22 protein-coding genes and 1 riboswitch are annotated in these 17347 nt (G+C 70.0%); of the genes, 18 read left to right on the plus strand and 4 right to left on the minus strand.

The genetic code is table 11. The features are described from left to right. Nucleotides 1-25: 25 nt before the first annotated feature. Together AB0389_RS15150 and rlmN are read right to left on the minus strand one after the other, a co-directional pair. A complete protein-coding gene (locus AB0389_RS15150; protein ID WP_366395838.1) occupies nucleotides 26-1147 on the minus strand; it encodes a thiamine ABC transporter substrate-binding protein in 1122 nt (373 codons plus the stop codon). Between the two features lie 83 nt (nucleotides 1148-1230). After that, nucleotides 1231-1356, minus strand: a riboswitch (TPP riboswitch). Nucleotides 1357-1410: 54 nt separating this feature from the next. Then, the gene (rlmN, locus tag AB0389_RS15155) at nucleotides 1411-2517 is read right to left on the minus strand and encodes a 23S rRNA (adenine(2503)-C(2))-methyltransferase RlmN (protein ID WP_366395839.1); all 1107 of its coding nucleotides are present in this window, start codon (nucleotides 2515-2517) and stop codon (nucleotides 1411-1413) included. 312 nt (nucleotides 2518-2829) lie between these two features. Between rlmN and AB0389_RS15160 the strand changes: the two genes are divergently transcribed. Further along, a complete protein-coding gene (locus AB0389_RS15160) occupies nucleotides 2830-3297 on the plus strand; it encodes a GntR family transcriptional regulator (protein WP_366395840.1) in 468 nt (155 codons plus the stop codon). Then, nucleotides 3294-3857 carry an HD domain-containing protein gene (locus tag AB0389_RS15165; RefSeq protein WP_366395841.1) on the plus strand — a complete coding sequence of 188 codons (564 nt, stop codon included), beginning with the start codon at nucleotides 3294-3296 and terminating at the stop codon, nucleotides 3855-3857. Before AB0389_RS15160 ends, AB0389_RS15165 begins: the two co-directional genes overlap by 4 nt. On the opposite strand, the gene AB0389_RS15170 is transcribed toward AB0389_RS15165, so the two are convergent. Continuing rightward, entirely contained in the window at nucleotides 3854-4327 is a 474-nt protein-coding gene (locus AB0389_RS15170) for an NUDIX domain-containing protein (RefSeq protein WP_366395915.1), read from the minus strand. The genes AB0389_RS15165 and AB0389_RS15170 overlap by 4 nt on opposite strands. A 2-nt stretch (nucleotides 4328-4329) precedes the next feature. Further along, on the minus strand, nucleotides 4330-5088 hold the full coding sequence (locus AB0389_RS15175) for a helix-turn-helix transcriptional regulator (protein ID WP_366395842.1): 759 nt from the start codon (nucleotides 5086-5088) through the stop codon (nucleotides 4330-4332). A 913-nt stretch (nucleotides 5089-6001) separates the two neighbouring features. Here AB0389_RS15175 and AB0389_RS15180 point away from each other — a divergent pair. From AB0389_RS15180 to AB0389_RS15255, 16 genes are all read left to right on the plus strand, one after another. After that, nucleotides 6002-6211, plus strand: a complete 210-nt coding sequence (locus tag AB0389_RS15180) for a hypothetical protein (RefSeq protein ID WP_366395843.1) — start codon at nucleotides 6002-6004, stop codon at nucleotides 6209-6211. Continuing rightward, nucleotides 6208-6594, plus strand: a complete 387-nt coding sequence (locus AB0389_RS15185; RefSeq protein WP_366395844.1) for an RNase adapter RapZ — start codon at nucleotides 6208-6210, stop codon at nucleotides 6592-6594. The genes AB0389_RS15180 and AB0389_RS15185 overlap by 4 nt, the downstream gene beginning before the upstream one ends. Before the next feature lie 144 nt (nucleotides 6595-6738). Continuing rightward, complete coding sequence (locus AB0389_RS15190; protein ID WP_366395845.1) at nucleotides 6739-7038, plus strand: hypothetical protein; 300 nt, start codon at nucleotides 6739-6741, stop codon at nucleotides 7036-7038. After that, the gene (locus tag AB0389_RS15195; RefSeq protein WP_366395846.1) at nucleotides 7035-7709 is read left to right on the plus strand and encodes a GGDEF domain-containing protein; all 675 of its coding nucleotides are present in this window, start codon (nucleotides 7035-7037) and stop codon (nucleotides 7707-7709) included. Before AB0389_RS15190 ends, AB0389_RS15195 begins: the two co-directional genes overlap by 4 nt. Then, a complete protein-coding gene (locus tag AB0389_RS15200; RefSeq protein ID WP_366395847.1) occupies nucleotides 7706-8893 on the plus strand; it encodes a DUF2637 domain-containing protein in 1188 nt (395 codons plus the stop codon). The genes AB0389_RS15195 and AB0389_RS15200 overlap by 4 nt, the downstream gene beginning before the upstream one ends. After that, a complete protein-coding gene (locus AB0389_RS15205; protein ID WP_366395848.1) occupies nucleotides 8893-9282 on the plus strand; it encodes an RRQRL motif-containing zinc-binding protein in 390 nt (129 codons plus the stop codon). The genes AB0389_RS15200 and AB0389_RS15205 overlap by 1 nt, the downstream gene beginning before the upstream one ends. Before the next feature lie 145 nt (nucleotides 9283-9427). Continuing rightward, the gene (locus AB0389_RS15210) at nucleotides 9428-11647 is read left to right on the plus strand and encodes a cell division protein FtsK (RefSeq protein WP_366395849.1); all 2220 of its coding nucleotides are present in this window, start codon (nucleotides 9428-9430) and stop codon (nucleotides 11645-11647) included. Between the two features lie 140 nt (nucleotides 11648-11787). After that, nucleotides 11788-12039, plus strand: a complete 252-nt coding sequence (locus AB0389_RS15215; protein WP_366395850.1) for a hypothetical protein — start codon at nucleotides 11788-11790, stop codon at nucleotides 12037-12039. Nucleotides 12040-12062: 23 nt separating this feature from the next. Next, entirely contained in the window at nucleotides 12063-12251 is a 189-nt protein-coding gene (locus tag AB0389_RS15220; RefSeq protein WP_366395851.1) for a hypothetical protein, read from the plus strand. Between the two features lie 11 nt (nucleotides 12252-12262). Then, the gene (locus AB0389_RS15225; protein WP_366395852.1) at nucleotides 12263-12862 is read left to right on the plus strand and encodes a hypothetical protein; all 600 of its coding nucleotides are present in this window, start codon (nucleotides 12263-12265) and stop codon (nucleotides 12860-12862) included. A 4-nt stretch (nucleotides 12863-12866) separates the two neighbouring features. Next, entirely contained in the window at nucleotides 12867-13082 is a 216-nt protein-coding gene (locus AB0389_RS15230) for a hypothetical protein (RefSeq protein WP_366395853.1), read from the plus strand. Nucleotides 13083-13092: 10 nt separating this feature from the next. Continuing rightward, nucleotides 13093-13371, plus strand: a complete 279-nt coding sequence (locus AB0389_RS15235; protein WP_366395854.1) for a hypothetical protein — start codon at nucleotides 13093-13095, stop codon at nucleotides 13369-13371. Between the two features lie 237 nt (nucleotides 13372-13608). Further along, nucleotides 13609-14331, plus strand: coding sequence for a DNA methylase (locus AB0389_RS15240; RefSeq protein ID WP_366395855.1), 723 nt, complete (start codon nucleotides 13609-13611; stop codon nucleotides 14329-14331). Then, nucleotides 14328-15182 carry a bifunctional DNA primase/polymerase gene (locus AB0389_RS15245; RefSeq protein WP_366395856.1) on the plus strand — a complete coding sequence of 285 codons (855 nt, stop codon included), beginning with the start codon at nucleotides 14328-14330 and terminating at the stop codon, nucleotides 15180-15182. Before AB0389_RS15240 ends, AB0389_RS15245 begins: the two co-directional genes overlap by 4 nt. Before the next feature lie 3 nt (nucleotides 15183-15185). After that, a complete protein-coding gene (locus AB0389_RS15250; RefSeq protein ID WP_366395857.1) occupies nucleotides 15186-16661 on the plus strand; it encodes an ATP-binding protein in 1476 nt (491 codons plus the stop codon). Nucleotides 16662-17094: 433 nt separating this feature from the next. Then, nucleotides 17095-17331 carry a helix-turn-helix domain-containing protein gene (locus tag AB0389_RS15255; protein ID WP_366395858.1) on the plus strand — a complete coding sequence of 79 codons (237 nt, stop codon included), beginning with the start codon at nucleotides 17095-17097 and terminating at the stop codon, nucleotides 17329-17331. Nucleotides 17332-17347: the final 16 nt, after the last annotated feature.

Here is a 17347-nt window from a genome sequence, read left to right on the forward strand (position 1 = left end):
GCCCGCTCCGCCCCGGACGCCCGCGTTACTTCACGACGAGCGAGGACCACGACTGGACCCACTGGTCACGGTTGGCGGCGATCTTCGCCGGGGCGAGGGTCTCCGGCCGGGCGACGGTCGCGCCGAACTCCGTGAACAGGGCGGGCAGCGCGACTCCCTTGACCACCGGGTTCACAAACATGTTCAGCGGCATGTCCGCCTGGAACTTCTCGCTGATCAGGAAGTCCAGCAGGGCCTTGCCCCCGGCCTCGTTCTTCGCGCCCTTGAGCAGACCGGCGAACTCGGTCTGCCGGAAGCAGGTGCCGGTGGCGACCCCGGTGGGGGCGGTCTTCGGCCGCGGATCGGCGTACAGCACCTCGACGGGCGGGCTGGAGGCGTACGAGACGACGAGCGGGCGGTCGCCCTTGGCCTTCTTTCCGCCGGCCGAGCCGGAGAAGTTCTCGTTGTACGCCTGCTCCCAGCCGTCGACGACCTGGACGCCGTTGGCCTTCAGCTTCTTCCAGTAGTCCTGCCAGCCGTCGTCGCCGTAGCGCGCTGCCGTGCCGAGGAGGAAGCCGAGGCCGGGTGAGGAGGTCGCGGCGTTCTCGGTGACGAGCAGGTTCTTGTACGCGGGCTTGACCAGGTCGTCGAAGGACGCGGGCGGCGCGAGCTTCCGGTCGGCGAAGTACTTCTTGTCGTAGTTGACGCAGATGTCGCCGGTGTCGACGGGCGTGACCCGGTGCTGGTCCGCGTCCAGCTGGGTGGCCGCCTCGACCGAACCGAGGCCCTTCGCCTCGTACGGGGTGAAGATCCCGTTGTCGAGGGCGCGCGAGAGTAGGGTGTTGTCGACGCCGAAGAAGACATCGCCCTGCGGGGAGCCCTTGGTGAGGATCTCCTTGTTGAGTGCCTCGCCCGCGTCGCCGCTCTTGAGGACCTTGACCGTGTAGCCGGTCTCCGCGGTGAAGGCCTTCAGCACGGCGGGGGAGGCGTTGAACGAATCATGGCTGACGAGGGTGACGGTCTTCGACGCCTTACCGCCGCCACCGCCACCGTCACCGCTTCCGCCGGCGCTGTCGGACCCGCCGCAGGCGGCGAGCGCCGAGACGCCGAGCGCGGCCGCGAGCGCGACGGCGGCCAGTCTTGTCGGGCTGTTCCGGGTGGTGCTCACTGGTTTTCCTCCTGGGATGTCCAGGAGAAGACGCGGCCCTGCCCCGGCATCCGGCGGGACCGGAACCGGGGCAGGGCGCAACAGCTTGAGTGGTTCCGAACTTCCTACCCAGAATGACCTGGGCAAGGTTCAGAGGGTCTGCGACCGCCGTCCGCTTCCACGGATACGTGCCGCACTCTCAGCGCTGTGGCGCTCCCCTGTCGGAAAATATGCAATGCGTTTCGGGCCAAGATTACCTCCTGGCCGATTACCCGCTGCCCGTGCTACCGCTCCGAGGCGGCCAGCTGTCCGCACGCCCCGTCGATCTCCTGGCCCCGGGTGTCCCGTACGGTCACCGGCACGCCGTGGGCGGCGATCGCCTCGACGAACTTCTTCTCGTCCTCCGGGCGCGAGGCCGTCCACTTGGATCCGGGCGTCGGGTTGAGCGGGATCAGGTTGACGTGCACCCGCTTGCCCTTGAGCAGCCGGCCCAGCCGGTCGCCGCGCCACGCCTGGTCGTTGATGTCCCGGATCAGGGCGTACTCGATGGAGATACGGCGGCCGGACTTCTCCGCGTACTCCCAGGCGGCGTCCAGCACCTCCGCGACGTTCCAGCGCGTGTTGACCGGCACCAGGGTGTCGCGCAGCTCGTCGTCCGGCGCGTGCAGGGAGACGGCGAGGCGGCACTTGAAGCCCTCGTCGGCGAAGCGCAGCATCGCCGGCACCAGACCGACCGTCGAGACGGTGATCCCGCGCTGCGAGATACCGAGCCCGTCGGGCTCGGGGTCGGTCAGCCGGCGGATCGCCCCGACGACGCGCTTGTAGTTGGCGAGCGGCTCGCCCATGCCCATGAAGACGATGTTGGAGAGCCGCGCGGCCCCACCGGGGACCTCACCGTCGCGCAGGGCCCGCATCCCGTCGACGATCTGGTGCACGATCTCGGCCGTGGAGAGGTTCCGGTCGAGACCGGCCTGTCCGGTGGCGCAGAACGGGCAGTTCATCCCGCAGCCGGCCTGGGACGAGATGCACATCGTGACCCGGTCCGGGTAGCGCATCAGCACGGACTCGACCAGGGTGCCGTCGTGCAGCCGCCAGAGCGTCTTGCGGGTGGTGTCGTCGTCGCAGGAGATGTGCCGCACCACCGACATCAGGTCCGGCAGCAGCTCCGCCGCGAGCCGCTGCCGCGCGGCGGCCGGGATATCGGTCCACTGCTCGGGGTCGTGGGCGTACCGCGCGAAGTAGTGCTGCGACAGCTGTTTGGCGCGGAACGCCTTCTCGCCGATCGCGGTGACGGCCTCGCGGCGCTCGTCGGGGGTGAGGTCGGCGAGATGCCGCGGGGGCCTCTTGGCTCCGCGGGGCGCGACGAAAGTGAGTTCTCCAGGTACAGGCATGGTCCGTCCAGTGTCGCAGACGGGCCACTGTGACCAGCCCGACCGTGGGTTCCGGGTGGTCGTCATTGGTCGTCGCCGGTGGTCGTTGGCCACCCTCGTACGGCCCACAGACGGCCCGAGGAGTGGCCCACCGTTAGGCGCCGCCGCCCCTCAGAGGCTGGTCAGGCCGGGCGAGAGCGTCGGATGCGTGCTGAGCAAGCCATCCCGAACGACGACGCTTCCGGGCACTCCGTGCGATGCCCATTGGCAGGAGCGTGAACGTGCGACGCTTGTCTCACGCATTCGCAAATGCGCAAGGGTGAGGGAGTGGGAGTGACACAGCAGATCAGCCCCCGGGGGACCTATCTGAAAGTCGCTGATGCGGTGAGGGGTCAGGTCGAGAAAGACCCCGAGATGACTGAGCTGCCTTCCGTCGCGGACCTCATGCGCGATCACGGGATCTCCCGCGGGGTGGCTCTAAGGGCTTTCCGTGTACTCAGGGACGCCGGAGTCGCGGAACCGGTGCCGGGGGGGCGCTGGCGCGTGCTCAGGAGCTCCGGCGGTGCCGACCGCCGGCCGTTGGCCGATCGGATCGCTGAGGTCTTCGTGACCGACGAACTGAAGGTGGGCGAGCCGTTCCCGAGCGCGTCCGCGCTCAGTGAGCGCTTCGGGGCGGCGCGCCCCACGGTGGCGAAGGTACTGAACAAGTTGGAAGCCGCGGGTCTGCTGTCGGAGTCCCGGCAGGGGAAGCCGCGAACCGTACGGGCTGTGCCCGACCAAGAGGAGCGTCCCGAACCTTGAGCACGAACGAACTGACCACATGGGCCTACCCGCTCGCAGAGTCCCTCCTTGCCGAGGCGCTGCCGCGCCGGTGGGCCCATTCGCTGGGGGTGGCTGAGCGCGCGCGGTCGATCGCCCCGGCCCTCGGCACGGACGCCGACCTCATGGAGGCGGCGGCTGTGCTGCACGACATCGGTTACTCGCCCGACGTCGCCAAGACCGGGTTCCACCCGCTCGACGGTGCGCGCTACCTCCGGGAGGTGGCCCGCGCGGACGAACGGGTCGTCCGCCTGGTGGCGCATCACTCTTGCTCATGGATGGAGGCGGAAGCGCGCGGGCTGCGGGATGAGCTGGAGCGCGAGTTCCCGCGCGAGAGCGCGCATCTGAACGATGCGCTCTGCTACTGCGACATGAACACCACCCCGGACGGCACCCCCACCAACCCCGTGGACCGGGTGAACGAGATCGCCGGGCGGTACGGGGCTGACAGCCTCATCGGCACGTTCATCCGGCGCGCGGAGCCCGAGATCCTCGCGTGCACGTCCCGGGTGCTCGTACGGCTCGCCAGTACGGCCCGTTAGCCGATGTAGGGCACCGTCCGGGTCCGGTCCCTCGCGTGGTCGATCCTCAGGCGCATGGTGGGGTGGATGTCGAACTCCGCCAGGTCCGCCGGCGCGACCCACCTGACGTCGGTCGTCTCGTCACTCGTACGGATCTCACCGCCGACCGGCCGGGCCCGGAAGCAGATGCTGAACTGCTGGCGCACCTCTCCGTCGTCGTACTGCATGACGTGCCCGGGGTCGGTGTAGATCCCGGACATGTCGATCACTTCGGCCTTGATCCCGGTCTCTTCCCACACCTCGCGCACCACGGTGTCGCTGATGGACTCCCCCGCGTCGTGGCCACCGCCCGGAAGGGCCCAACGGCCGTTGTCGGAGCGCCGGATCACGAGCACTTCGCCCGCATCGTTCTGGACGAACGCCACGACGGACGGGACGACGGAGTTGGCCGGCGGCGCGGCAGGATCGTGAAGGTAGTCGATACGGCCCATGCTCATGCTCCCGTGATGTCGTGGTCAGTGATCGGGCGTGCGCTTCCCCAGGTCTGTTCGATGCTATTCGCGTACGTGTCGAAGAGGCCGCCGCCGGGAAGTCGTCGCAGGTGGAGCACGGGCGCCATGAACGCGCCGATGCCGTAGACGTGGGTGTTGACGAGCATCTCGTCGTCAGAGCGGAAGAGCGAGTTGTAGAGCGTCGCGTCATGGAGCCGGAACCCGATGTCGGGGTGGCTGGCGAAGAGCGGCCGGTAGTTCACCAGGGCGTTGCGAATCTTGCCGTCCATGATGCGGTGGCCCTCATCTATGCCTCGCTGCGCAACCGCCGCGCAACCGGGCTCGCCAAGCAGGATCCGGACCTGAGTCGAGCCCTGCACCTTCTCCTTGAGCAGCGCGTGAAACAACGGATCCTCCGACAGCCACAGACCGGAGTAAACGAGCACATCAAGGTGTGTTTCCGCGCGCGAGTAGATCTCTCGCCACAGTCCCGCCGGCACCATGTGGCGGTGCGGGTAGACCGTGACGATCTCCGCCTTGCTGAGGTCTGACGCACTGTCGACCGCACGGTCGTCGTTCCACAGAGTTGTCACGTCGACCTTGAGCAGGGACGCGGTGGCGTACTGATGCCGCCGGTACGGCACCTTCCCTTGCGTGATCCAGCGCTCAACCGTCTTGGGGTTGACGTCGATCGCTTCCGCCAGATCCTGCACGGTCATGCCCTGCGCGAGAAGGGCCGACCGTAAGCGCTCGTTGGACATCTCCACCTCCGATGGGACGTCTGGGGACCTCTTGAAGGTAGCCAGATGACTTCGAGCTGTCCACGTACGGGGTAAACAACGCCCCTCACCTGGGGCGATTCTGATTGTGCGCCAGGAAGTCCCGGCGCGAAGCCCAAGAAGTTCGCTGCGTGACTTGACGAGACCACCATGCAGCACCTGTAATACAGGTATCGCATCGGACGGAAGTCCGGAGCGAGACGCACGACCGGAGAGGCCCTTCTTTGGGCTGCTTCGAGCTGCACAACAACTCAACAGCGTGATCCACCGCAGTACGACGGCCGTGACAACTCCGGCCGGGGCGAGTGGAGACCAGTCGGCCGAGAAGGGGCCCCCGTCACACCGGGGCCCGACACCCCAGATGGGGGACACGCCACCGACTCGAAAGAACCGCTACGGCACACCTTGAAGCTGCCCCCTCAGACGTCCGGGACTTCGGATCTCCCCGGACCGAGCAGCGCCGAGCGAACACGAGAACCGAGCAACCGCACCCCTCAGCTACCGCAGCAAAGGAGTGCCTCATGAACAAGCGACTACGTAGGGCGTTGTCCGCGCTGGACCGGCGCGGGTGACCACGCCCTCAGCGTCGTCGGCCGAGCAGTACGGCCGCCTGATCGGACCGTGTTTCCCCGTGGCTATCGCGGGGCCGGTTGCCTCCCCCGCCCGTCCAGTCCGCCTCACGCGGTGCTGTACGGGCGGGGTGGCAGGGAGCCGGAATCCACCGGTACCAAAAGGCGCGCCGCCCGAAGATGGAGCTTCGGGCGGCGCAGTACAGGCACCCCATGGAGGTCCCTGTGTTCGTCAGTCTGACAGATGCGGAGCGGGCCGAGTTGGCTCGCAGGAATGCCGAACGGAACCAGGCCAGCCGGAATGACGCTCAGGCGAAGGGGACCCGGTGAGGGGCCGCCGGCAGGAGCAGGGGCCGTCCGAGGCGTTCGCCGCCGAGGAGCAGCACCGGGCCGATGGTCTGGCCCGGCGGTGTGAGGAGATCGCGTCGACGCCGGGGCATCCGTCGCAGGGAAGTCTGCCGCACTACCAGGCCGCGTATCAGAACGCGGCCGGTAACGCCGCTGGTCACACCGCACAGCCTGGAGGTATCGCGTGAAGCCCGTCAACGTCGAAATCGTGTCGTTCGGCTACCTGCACGACGGGCCGCCGCCGGCGCATCTGACCATCGATCTGCGGGCGCACTTCCGGGACCCGCACGTCAGCCCGGAGCTTCGCTACATGACCGCCGCCGATGAGCCGGTGCGTACGGCGGTGCTCGGCACGCCGGGGATCACGGACCTGATCGAGGCGACCGCCCGCGCGGTGGCCGCGTTCGCCTCCGGCCCCAGTGCCGAAACGGTCGTCGTCGCCGACGGATGCGCCGGCGGCCGTCACCGCGCCCCCACCTTCGCCGCCGCGCTCGCTGCACGGCTACGGCAGGACGGTTACACGGTGGCGCTGCGCCACCGCGACATCGGCCGCCCCGTCGTCCAGCGCTGACCAGCAGATTCCACAGCCCCGATGGTCGCAGGACGGGTTCGACTCCCGGCCGGGGCACTCCACCCACGAACGGCGCGCGGCCCCGGTGGTGAGACACCGGGGCCGCTGTTCGAGCCGTTCCACCTTCTAGGGAGAGCACGACTCATGAAGTTCATCGTTGCCGGTCATACGGCCGTTACGACGACCGAGTTCGTCGAACTGGCGCTCGGTACGCCGCTGGATCTGTGGCTCGGTCCGGATGGCGAGGAGAGCGAGATGGAGCAGGCCGCGCGTATGGACGCGGCCCGGGACATCCTCGCGGACGATCCCACCCTTCCGGACCGGGTGTCGCGGGTCGCCGCCGAGGCGATCGAGGCGTTCGCCCCGGACCTGTTCAACATCACCCCGCTGAACCGCCCCACCGCCCGCCGCCGGACGCGTTTCGTGAAGGGGGCTGCGGCATGAGCGCCACACTTTCGGCTCTGGCCGCTGCTGCTCCGCTCGCGGCCGGATGGTCCGTGCACGGGGTGTGGATGCGTCGCCGGACCGAGGCGGCCCGCCGTGACCCGCTGTCGGGGCTGTGGACGCGTGAGGCGTTCGAGGAGCGGGCCCGCAAGAGTCTGGCCCGTGGTGAGCAGCGGGCCGTCTACATGCTGGACCTGAACCTGTTCAAGCAGGTCAACGACACCTTCGGCCACGCGGCCGGGGACGCGGTGATCCGCGCCACCGGGGAGCGCATCGCCCGGTGGGCCGCCGATAACGCCGGCGTCGCCGGACGTCTGGGTGGCGATGAGTTCGCGGCTGTTACTCCGGTGGACGGGAGTCTGGCCACGGTGACCGACAACGTGCACTCCAAGCTGCGCGATCTGCTGGACCGGTTGGAGCAGCCGGTGGTGTTCGACGGCCGGCGCATCGACGTGCGGGCGTCGGTCGGAGCGATCCGCCATTGGCGTGCGGAGGCGGCTGACCTGTCGGCGCTGCTGCGTCGGGCGGATGAGGAGATGTACAGGGCCAAGGGGGCGGGCGGGGGCTGGAGTCTTGCTCTGGCGCTGGCGTCCGCGCCGGAGTGCCGGACGGTCAACGGCCGTCGTGAGGGTCGGCCGGGCACCGCGAACGCGACGGAGGCCACGTCATGACGTCGATCAGTATGCGGCCGGATGTTCCGCCGCTGACCCGGCCCGAACAGTGGCTGATGGGTGTGGCCGCGTTGGCGGCGGCCGGGGTCGGTGCGCTGGGGTTCGCGTCGTCGTTCAGCGCGGTCTCGGAGGCGGCGGCGCGGTGGGATTTCGCTGCGCCGTGGATGCTGCCGATCGGGATCGACATCGCGATCCCCGTGTTCACCGTGGCCCACCTGTTGCTGGTGCGGATGGACATGGCGTTGGCGTGGGTGCGGTTCGTGCCGTGGGTGCTCACCGGGGTGACGTGCTGGCTGAACATCGCGGCCGGAACCTCGCTGTCCGCGAAGGTGGCGCACGGGACGATGCCGCTGCTGTGGGTGGTGTTCTCCGAGATCATCGCGCACGTCTACGCCGTACGAATCGGCGCCGTCACCGGCAGGCGGATGGAGAGGATCCGCCGCTCGCGCTGGCTGCTGGCGTTCCCCTCGACGTTCGTACTGTGGCGCCGGATGACCCTGTGGGAGATCACCTCCTACGCCGACGCGCTCGCCCGTGAGCGGGAGCGGCAGTTGGCTCGGGCCGACCTGCGTGAGCGTCACGGTCGGCGCTGGCGGTCGAAGACTCCCCGCCGCGAACGCGTCCTCCTCAAGCTCGGAGAACTCACCCCGACCACCCCAACCACCCCGGTCACAGACCGGGATGAAACATCCTCGTCTACCGTAAATCAGTCGGGGTCTGACCTGCGAGAGTCGACCCCCGCCCTCGAAGCGCCGGTGGCCGGACTCCCGGCCGCTGAGTCGACCGCCCCGGCCCCCGTAGTCGAGCCGCTCCCGACGGACCATCCGGCGCCGGTAGTCGAGTCCCCCGGCCCGGTGGAGTCGGCGGACGAGGTGGCGGCAGTCGAGCCTGCCGGACTGGTGGAGTCGGCCCCGGTGAAGCCGGTTGCCGTGGCGGCGCCCGCCCGGCGTCGGTCGACCGGCCGCGTACCCGAGTCGGCGCGTATGCCCCGGCCGGTCCGCACCCGCGAACAGCTCCTCACCGAAGCACGGACCGCGACGGCCGGTTGGCCGGAGGCCGAGTTGACGGCTGAGGCGATCCGCAAGGTGGTCCGTACATCGTCCGCCAACGGCCGGATCCTGCGCGACGCACTGCGCGCCGAACGCAGCACGGCGGACACCAGTACTGAGGCGACGGCCGCCTGATGGCCGCGCGTTTCTGGGACCCGGACGGGTCCCGCTACGGCATCCCCACCTACCCCTTCCGCCTCGCCCCGGACGGGTTGGCGACCCGTCGGCAACTGCGGGCCGCCGGGCTGCGGCCCGGTGGGCAGGAGGTGGCGGCGCAAGTGCTCTGGTACTCGCACCGCTACCGCCGCCCCGGCACCCCGCCGATCCGGTACGCCTACCTCTACCCCGTCGACCAGGCCCTACCGGTCCGGCCGATGACCCCCGCCAAACGGGCCGCACTCGCCAAGGCGAACACCGCCCGCCGCACCTGCCCCGAATGCGGCACGGATGCGGGATACGTCATCCCCACATCACTCGGCATGTGCGTCACCTGCGCCTACCCCGAAGAACAGCACGCCGCCTGAATACACCGCCCCGATGGTCGCAGCGCGGGTTCGACTCCCGCGCGGGGCACTCGCACCACCGTCAAGCAGGGGTCCGGACGGTCGGCCCTACCAAAAGCGCCGTCCGGACCCCTGTCCCACCCCACGTGTCCGGGAAGGACATTCAGTGAATCACGAGGATGAGAACGAGCTGTTCCAGCGGCTCGAAGCCGACCTGACCACCCCCACCACCGGCCCCGACACCAACCCCGATCCCGGGTCGGGTGCGGGTGCTGAGGTGGTCGACCTCGACAAGGCCCGTACCGCCCGCGCCGAATCGACCCCCGAACCGACCGACACCACCCCCGACGCTGCGGACCCGACGGCGGTCGTGATGGTCGACGGCCCCGCGCCCGCCGGGCCCGGCTACCTCGGTCGCCTGATGGGCGCCCGCCGCCGCGACCTGCTCCCCGTATGGCTGCGCTCGCGCGCCGAGCTGAAGACGGCCGCGCGGTGGGCGGCCGGGCACTACGGCCACCTCGCCGGATACCACGCGCTCCGCTCCCCCTACTACGCCGGCCGCCTCGCGTTCCAGTCCCCGCGCGGAGCAGCGCGGTTCGTGGGCGGTTCGATGCGGTGGATGTCGGACCGTGAGGGCGAGCCCGTACGCCTCGCCGCCGTCCGCCGGGAAGACGCGGCCGAGTACCTCAAGCTCTCCCGGCAGCGCGACGGCCGCGTACGCCTGCGCACCCTGGCCGGTGTGCTGGCCATGTTCACCGGGCTGGGGGCGGCGCTCGCCATCTACGTACTCGCCCCCGGCTGGCTGCAAGCCCTGTCCGTCGGTGCGGTGGTGCTGGCGCTGGGTTCGGCCGGTACGCGGGCGGACGCGCCGGTGGTGACGCGGGCGGTGGAGCTGCCGGACGCGCCGAAGCTCACCAGTGACATCGTGCTCCGCGCACTCGGGGCCCTCGGTATCCCCGCGATCAACCAGGCGCAGGGCAAGGGCCGCGACGGCTTCGAGTTCACCGGGCCCATCACCCGCGACGGCCCGGGCTGGCGCGCGACGGGGAACCTCCCCTTCGGAGTCACGGTCACCGACGTCATCGAGCGGCGCGACAAGCTCGCCTCAGGTCTGCGCCGCCCGCTGGGGTGCGTGTGGCCCGAGGCGGTTCCGGAGGAACACACCGGGCGGCTGGTGTTGTGGGTGGGCGATCAGGACATGTCCACCGCCCGCAAGCCGGTGTGGCCGCTGCTCAAGGGCGGTTCGGTCGACCTGTTCAAGCCCGTCGCGTTCGGCACCGACCAGCGCGGCCGGTGGGTGGAGATCACCCTCATGTACATCGCCGCCGTCATCGGCGCGATCCCCCGCATGGGCAAAACCTTCCTCCTCCGCCTCCTCCTGCTGATCGGCGCGCTGGACGTACGCGCCGAGCTGCACACCTACGACCTGAAGGGGACCGGGGACCTCGACCCGGTGGGTGAACGGGTGTCCCACCGGCACCGGGCCGGGGACGACGACGAGGACATCGAATACGCCCTGGCCGACCTGCGGGAACTGCGCAAGGAACTGCGCCGCCGGGCCAAGATGATCCGCTCGCTCCCCCGGGACGTCTGCCCGGAGTCGAAGGTGACGTCCGAGCTGGCGAACAAGCCGACGCTGGGCCTGCACCCGATCGTGATCGGGGTGGACGAGTGCCAGGTGTGGTTCGAACACCCCAAGCACGGGGCCGAGTTCGAGGAGATCTGCACCGACCTGGTCAAGCGCGGCCCCGCCACCGGCATCGTCCTGCTGCTGGCCACCCAGCGCCCGGACGCCAAGGCGCTGCCCACCGGGATCTCCGCGAACGCGTCGGCCCGGTTCTGCCTCAAGGTCATGGGACAGCTGGAGAACGACATGGTCCTGGGCACGTCCAGCTACAAGCGGGGGATCCGGGCCACGATGTTCTCGTGGAAGGACAAGGGCATCCACTACTTCGTGGGTGAAGGATCCGACGCAAGGATCGTCTCCTCCGTCTACGTCGACGCCCCCACCGCCGAAACCATCGGCCAGCGCGCCCGCACCCTGCGCGAAGCGGCCGGCACCCTCTCCGGCCACGCGCTGGGGGAAGAGTTCGACGCGGACACCGGGCCCGGCTACGACCTGCTGGCCGACATCCTCGCCGTCGTCCCCGCCGCCGAGCCCAAGACCTGGTCCGAGACCGTCGTGGCCCGGCTCGCGGAGCTGCGGCCGGACGTCTACGGCGGATGGGAGCCCGAGGGGCTGGCCGCCGCGCTCAAGCCGTACGGCATCGCGACCATCCAGGTCGGGCGCCGCGTGGACGGCAAGGTCGTCAACCGGCGCGGCATCGACCGCTCCCACCTCACCACCACGATTGCGGAGCGTGACGGAAAGCGGGACGCGGGCTGACCGCCCGGGGGCGCTAACGCTAGCGGGACCCCTCGCTAACGTTAGCGCCCCCGCTAGCACCCCAAACCGCCCGTGATCAGGCTGCTAGCGGATAGCGGCCCACCTGCGAAAACCCCGGAAACCAGCCCGGAGGGCCCGTCATGACCCCCACCATCCTCGCTATCACCTGCCTACTCGCCATCACACTCTGTTATGGCGGGGTGTGTGCGGTCTCGCCGTTCGGCACGTGCCGCAAGTGCCGTGGCTTCGGCTTCGCCATGACCACCGACCGCAAGGGCCGGGCCAAGCGCGGCAAGCACTGCCGCCGCTGCGACGGCACCGGCAAGCGCATCCGGACCGGCCGTCACCTCTACCACCTCGCCGCCCGCCTCCACCGCGACGGCACCCGCTGACCCCCGGAAGGGACAGACCACCCATGGCCATCACGGTCTCGCTCGTCGCGCTCTTCGGACTCGTCCTGTTCTTCCTGCTCCGCTCCCACTCCCTCAGCTACGGCGCCGCGTTCGTCGCCATCGGCTTCGGGTTCTTCCTCGCCTCCACCGGCGCCGCCGCCCCGATCAACCAGCTCGCCACCGCCGTCATCAACGCCATACCGAGCCCGTAGGAGAACCGGTCATGGACGAACCCCTCACCCGAGCAGCCGCGAAGGCCGCCCCGGTCATCGCCACCTCCACCGTCCTCATCCTGGGGCGGATCTGGAACGCCAACGGCGCCGAACACTCCACCGGCAACGCGGCGCTGATGGTCGTACTCGCCGCCGGGGCCGCCACCGCCGGCGTGTTCGCTTCGGCCGGACGCTCCGGGGACGGGGTGCTCGCCGGGACCGCGTTCGCCACCTCCGGCGCCCTCACCCTCGCCGGAGTCGCCGGATACGCCGACGGCTGGTCCCTGCCCGTACTGCTCTGGGCCGTCGCAACGGCGGTGGCGTACGGGGTCGCCGCCCGCCACTGGCGCACCGACCGCCGCGACACCACCGCACACCAGCGCGCCACCGCCGTCCGGCGCGAGGATCACGCCCACGCCGAACGCGTCGAAGCGATCCGGGGCCGCACACAGATCGAAGTCGCCCGCGAGGGCGGCGCCTACGCACAGGCACTCGCAGCCGCGCTCACCGCACGGGCCGCCATGCCCGGCTACGACCCCACCGCCATCGAAACCACCGGACTCCCCCGACTCCCCGAACTCCTCGCCCACGACACCACCAAGGAGCGCTGAACCGATGCTCCCCATCCCCACCGGCCCGATCAACACCGCGCCCGTCGGCTTCGTCAACGGCGACGAACAGCGCGCGGCGCTCATTACCGCCCTCAAAGCCGCGGGCGTCGAACTCGGCACCTACGACCACCACATCGTCAACTGGCTCGCCGGATGGGACTGGCCCACCGTCGCCGTCATCACCAGCCTCATCCACCGCACCGCCCACACCGCCCCGTAAGGAAGAACCCGTGCGACTGCGCATCCGACGCGCCACGTGGCCCCACCCGGCGCTCATCCTCACCGACACCCCCCGCCCGAACTGCCCTGACTGCCGGGGTGAGGGCGGCTGGGACGAGGACTACGGCGACGAGACCGGCGAGTACGCCGGAACCCACTCGTATCTCTGCCACTGCTGGAACCCGAACCGCCGCTGGACGCTCTTGCCCCTCCCGCGCCTGCCCCGCCGCCGTACGGCGGGACAGGACCCGTGGGGCACCGGCGGCTACAGCGACGAACCGCCCTTCTGAGCGGAACACCACCCCTGGCCCTGCCCGCATACCGATCGCGGCCCGGTCTGCCGGTCTTTCCCCCTCAGGTACGACCCATCAGTCAGTCCTATGAAAACTCACAGTAAATAACGTGATCTTGCGCATCTGGTTCACGTGCCCGAACACCACAACTCAGCACCGAGGGCGGCCCCGCCTCGCCAAAGTCCGGGACCGCCCTCATCCAGCACAACTCAACAGAGAACTGGAGAACCCAGCATGACTCAACCCACCCTCATCCGGCGATCCCCCAGGCCGCTCCTGCTGGACCTGTTCTGCTGCGCCGGCGGCGCGGCCACCGGCTACCAGCGGGCCGGGTTCGAGGTGGTCGGTGTCGACATCGTCGACCGCCCGAACTACCCCTTCACCTTCCACCGGGCCGATGCCCTCGGCTACCTCGCCGCCCTCATCACCACCGGCGAGATCACCCGGTACGCGGCGGTGCACACCTCCCCGCCGTGCCAGGCCGGATGCGCGCTCACCGTCGGCACCAACGCCTCGCGCGGCTGGGGCCGTCAGCACGTCCAGCTCATCCCCGAACTCCGCGCCCTGCTGGACACCACCGGGCTTCCGTACGTAATCGAGCAGCCCACCGGGAAAGCCCCCGTGCGGCGCGACCTGTGGCTGTGCGGGGAGATGTTCCGGCTCGGAGTACTCCGGCACCGCAACTTCGAGTTGGGCGGCTGGACGATCCCTCAGCCGGCGCATCCCAAGCACCGGGGGTACGTGCGCGGCTACCGCCACGGCGTCTACCGGGACGGCCCCTACGTCGCCCCGTACGGCGCCGGCGGCGGCAAAGCCACCGTCCCCGAGATGCAGCAGGCCATGGGCATCACCTGGACCGACGTCCGCGAAGAACTCACCGAAGCCATTCCCCCCGCCTACACCCAGTGGATCGGTACCGGGCTCCTCGCGCACGTCGAAACGGCGGTGGCCGCATGAGCGCCTCTCACGACCACGACTACCTGCGCACCGCGCTGGGACTGGCCGCTTCCGGTGTGCCCGTGCTGCCGTTGCGGGCCGGGAAGGTGCCGTTCGGCAACTGCCGTATGTGCGCGGACCTCTCCTGCGGCGGACGCCCCCACATGAGGACCCCCGGCAACTGCGGGTGCCCCCGCCCCTGCCACGCATGGGCCGCCGCCACCACCGACCCCCACGTCCTCACCTCCCCCGCGTGGGCCGGAGCATGGCGCAAGGCTCAGGCCGTCGCCTACCACCCCGGCGGCGCCGGGGTAACCGTAGTGGACCTCGACCATGCGGCGGCCGTCGCATGGGCCCGCCAGACCCTCCCCGCCACCCGGACCGTCCCGACCACACGCGGCGAGCACTGGATCTACCGGGGCACCACGCGCTCGGTGAACGGCGTACGTGACGGTGTCGACATCAAGTCCACGATGTCCTACGCACAGTGGCGCGGCCCCGGCACCGGCACCATGACCACCCTGCCCGACACGGTGCGCGCCCTGGCCGTCACGAAGCCGTCCCCGGCCCGGACCGCATCGCGCGCCGTCGCCGTGGCCGCGCCGGCCGGGGGCGGGGAGTGCCCGCACCGGACGCCCGCCTACCTGGAGCGCGGCATCGCCATGGCGGAGCAGCGCATCACCGGGGCGGCGGCCGGGGTCCACGCCACCGTGTACCGGACGTTCCTCGCGGTGCTGTCCGTCCACGGCCGGTGCGGCTGCCTCACCGACACCCACATCACGCGGTTGTTCAGCGCCGCTCAGGCCAAGGGCGAATCTCCCCGACACTGCGCCGACGCGTGGACCAACGCCAGCGCCGCATTGGGGATGTGAGTCATGTCCGAGGACGAGAAGACCCCGGCGCGTGAGGTCATCACCGACTACGCGCAGTCCCACTTCCGGTACTTCCGCACCGCCGACGGCACCGTGTACGCGCAGAAGAACGGCCACCCGGTGGCCCGTCCGATCCGCTCCCAGGGCACGACGGGCAGTCACCGGCAGGAACTCATGGTCGGCCTGTTCCGCGACGGGGTCGGCGCGTTCAACGGGAGCGCGCTCAAAGAGGCGCTGGACCTGATCGAAGCGCTCGCCCTGTCCGAGGACGTGCAGCCCGTCCACATCCGTGTTGCCCCGGGGTTCGACGGGGCGACGTGGCTGGACCTGGGACGCGACGACGGTCAGTCCGTACGCATCCACCCCACCGGCTGGAACATCTGCACCCCCGACCCGCGCGAAATCTGCTGGCGCCGCACCCAGCTCACCGGGGAACTCCCGCTGCCGGTCAAGGACACCGACGGCAAGGGCATCGATCTGCTGCTCCGGCTGTGCAACTTCGCCACCGCCGAGACCGAGTGCCTCGCGCTGGCGTGGCTGATCGGCTGTCTCGGGCCGTCCGTTCCCGTCCCCGCGCCGTTCCTCACCGGCCCCCAGGGCGCGGGCAAGTCGACGGGCGGGCGGATGCTGGTGCGGATCATCGAAGGGATGAGCGGCGACCTGCGCCGGGCCCCGAAGGATGAGGAGAACCTGATCGCGGCCGTCGCCGCCGGATGGGTCACCGCGCTCGACAACCTCTCCCACATGACCCCGGACCTGTCCGACGCGATGTGCTGCATCGTGACCGGAGCCGAGAGCGTCAAGCGAGCCCTGTTCACCGACGGGGACGTGTTCCGTGTCGGCTACCGCCGACCCCTGCTCCTGACCGGCATCGACGTGGGCGTCATCCGGCCCGACCTCGCGGAACGCCTCCTGCCACTGCGTCTGGAACGGCCCCGGGTGCGGCGCACCGAGGCGGAACTGTGGGCGGAGTACGCGGAAGTGCTGCCCGTCGTTCTCGGCTCGCTGCTGGACCTGACCGTCAAGGTCCGCGCGGCCGAGGCCGAGACCCCCACCGATCTACGCATGGCGGACTTCGCCCACCTGTGCGCGCAGCTCGATGCGGCAACCGGCCTGGGGGCGCTCACCGCGTACCGGGCCAGTCTGGACGACCTGAACGACGACGTGATCGAGGGTGACCTCCTCGCGCAGACCGTTCTCCGGCACGCCGACACCATCGAACCCGGCGCTGAGCAGCGGATGACGTCCACCGAGTGGCTCCACTGCCTCAGCCGCCTCTACAGCGGCGACGAACTGCGCTCCCTTCCTAAAGGGTGGCCGACCACCGGCAAGGTCCTCTCAGACCGCCTCAAGCGCCTTCAACCCACCCTCGCCGCCCGAGGCGTCCTCATCGACACCGGCCGCACCAGCGAAGGCCGATACCTCGAAATGACCCGCCCGGCCACCCCGCGCCCGCCCGAGCACAAACCCATGTTCTGACCGGCACCCCGACCGCCCGCGCCGACAAGCAAGAAGAGCACCAGGGCCCCGCCGGGCGTGCTCCTCTTGCTTGTCGGCGGCGGCGCCGCCCCCAACGGTCGCGCCGCGCAGCGGCCCCTTCTTCACGCTTGAAGGCGCACCCCACGACAACAAGAGACAGCCCCTCCTTTGTCCTAAGAGAGAAGACGCTGCGTCATCTGCGTCATGCGGACGGCCAAACGGCACCTGACGTGCCGTAACGGCCATGACGCAGACAGCGGGGCCTGCGTCATCCTGCGTCATCTGCGTCACCCGGTGACGCACCCCATGACGCACCCATGACGCACGCCCCCACCACCGCGTCACGCAAAGCCACAGGTCAGAAGCGTGAATGACGCTGATGACGCAATGACGCAGAAATCCGCGCCTCGGACAGCACAGCCAAGGAGACACGGTGGCCACGACGGCTCACACAGACCCCCGAACCACCCTCCGGGCCGGACTCCCGGACCGCTACCTCACCCCCGACGACATCGCCGCCATGTTCGGAGTCCCACTGGAAACCGTCTACGGCTGGCGCAAGAAGCGCACCGGACCGCCCGGCTTCCGCATCGGCAAACACGTCCGCTACGACCCGGCGGCCGTCCGCGCATGGGTCAACGACCTCATGGCCGACAGCGCAACAGCCTGACCATCCCGCACCAGCA

Origin of the sequence: Streptomyces sp. NPDC093109 (assembly GCF_040701725.1) — a bacterium.
Classification (GTDB): Bacteria; Actinomycetota; Actinomycetes; order Streptomycetales; family Streptomycetaceae; genus Streptomyces.

Coding starts and splice junctions, on each gene's coding strand:
- AB0389_RS15190 (WP_366395845.1), top strand. CDS start 6,739: ATGAAGTTCATCGTTGCCGGTCATACGGCCGTTACGACGACCGAGTTC.
- AB0389_RS15200 (WP_366395847.1), top strand. CDS start 7,706: ATGACGTCGATCAGTATGCGGCCGGATGTTCCGCCGCTGACCCGGCCC.
- AB0389_RS15205 (WP_366395848.1), top strand. CDS start 8,893: ATGGCCGCGCGTTTCTGGGACCCGGACGGGTCCCGCTACGGCATCCCC.
- rlmN (WP_366395839.1), bottom strand. CDS start 2,517: ATGCCTGTACCTGGAGAACTCACTTTCGTCGCGCCCCGCGGAGCCAAG.
- AB0389_RS15220 (WP_366395851.1), top strand. CDS start 12,063: ATGGCCATCACGGTCTCGCTCGTCGCGCTCTTCGGACTCGTCCTGTTC.
- AB0389_RS15170 (WP_366395915.1), bottom strand. CDS start 4,327: ATGGGCCGTATCGACTACCTTCACGATCCTGCCGCGCCGCCGGCCAAC.
- AB0389_RS15250 (WP_366395857.1), top strand. CDS start 15,186: ATGTCCGAGGACGAGAAGACCCCGGCGCGTGAGGTCATCACCGACTAC.
- AB0389_RS15215 (WP_366395850.1), top strand. CDS start 11,788: ATGACCCCCACCATCCTCGCTATCACCTGCCTACTCGCCATCACACTC.
- AB0389_RS15245 (WP_366395856.1), top strand. CDS start 14,328: ATGAGCGCCTCTCACGACCACGACTACCTGCGCACCGCGCTGGGACTG.
- AB0389_RS15175 (WP_366395842.1), bottom strand. CDS start 5,088: ATGTCCAACGAGCGCTTACGGTCGGCCCTTCTCGCGCAGGGCATGACC.
- AB0389_RS15225 (WP_366395852.1), top strand. CDS start 12,263: ATGGACGAACCCCTCACCCGAGCAGCCGCGAAGGCCGCCCCGGTCATC.
- AB0389_RS15195 (WP_366395846.1), top strand. CDS start 7,035: ATGAGCGCCACACTTTCGGCTCTGGCCGCTGCTGCTCCGCTCGCGGCC.
- AB0389_RS15230 (WP_366395853.1), top strand. CDS start 12,867: ATGCTCCCCATCCCCACCGGCCCGATCAACACCGCGCCCGTCGGCTTC.
- AB0389_RS15240 (WP_366395855.1), top strand. CDS start 13,609: ATGACTCAACCCACCCTCATCCGGCGATCCCCCAGGCCGCTCCTGCTG.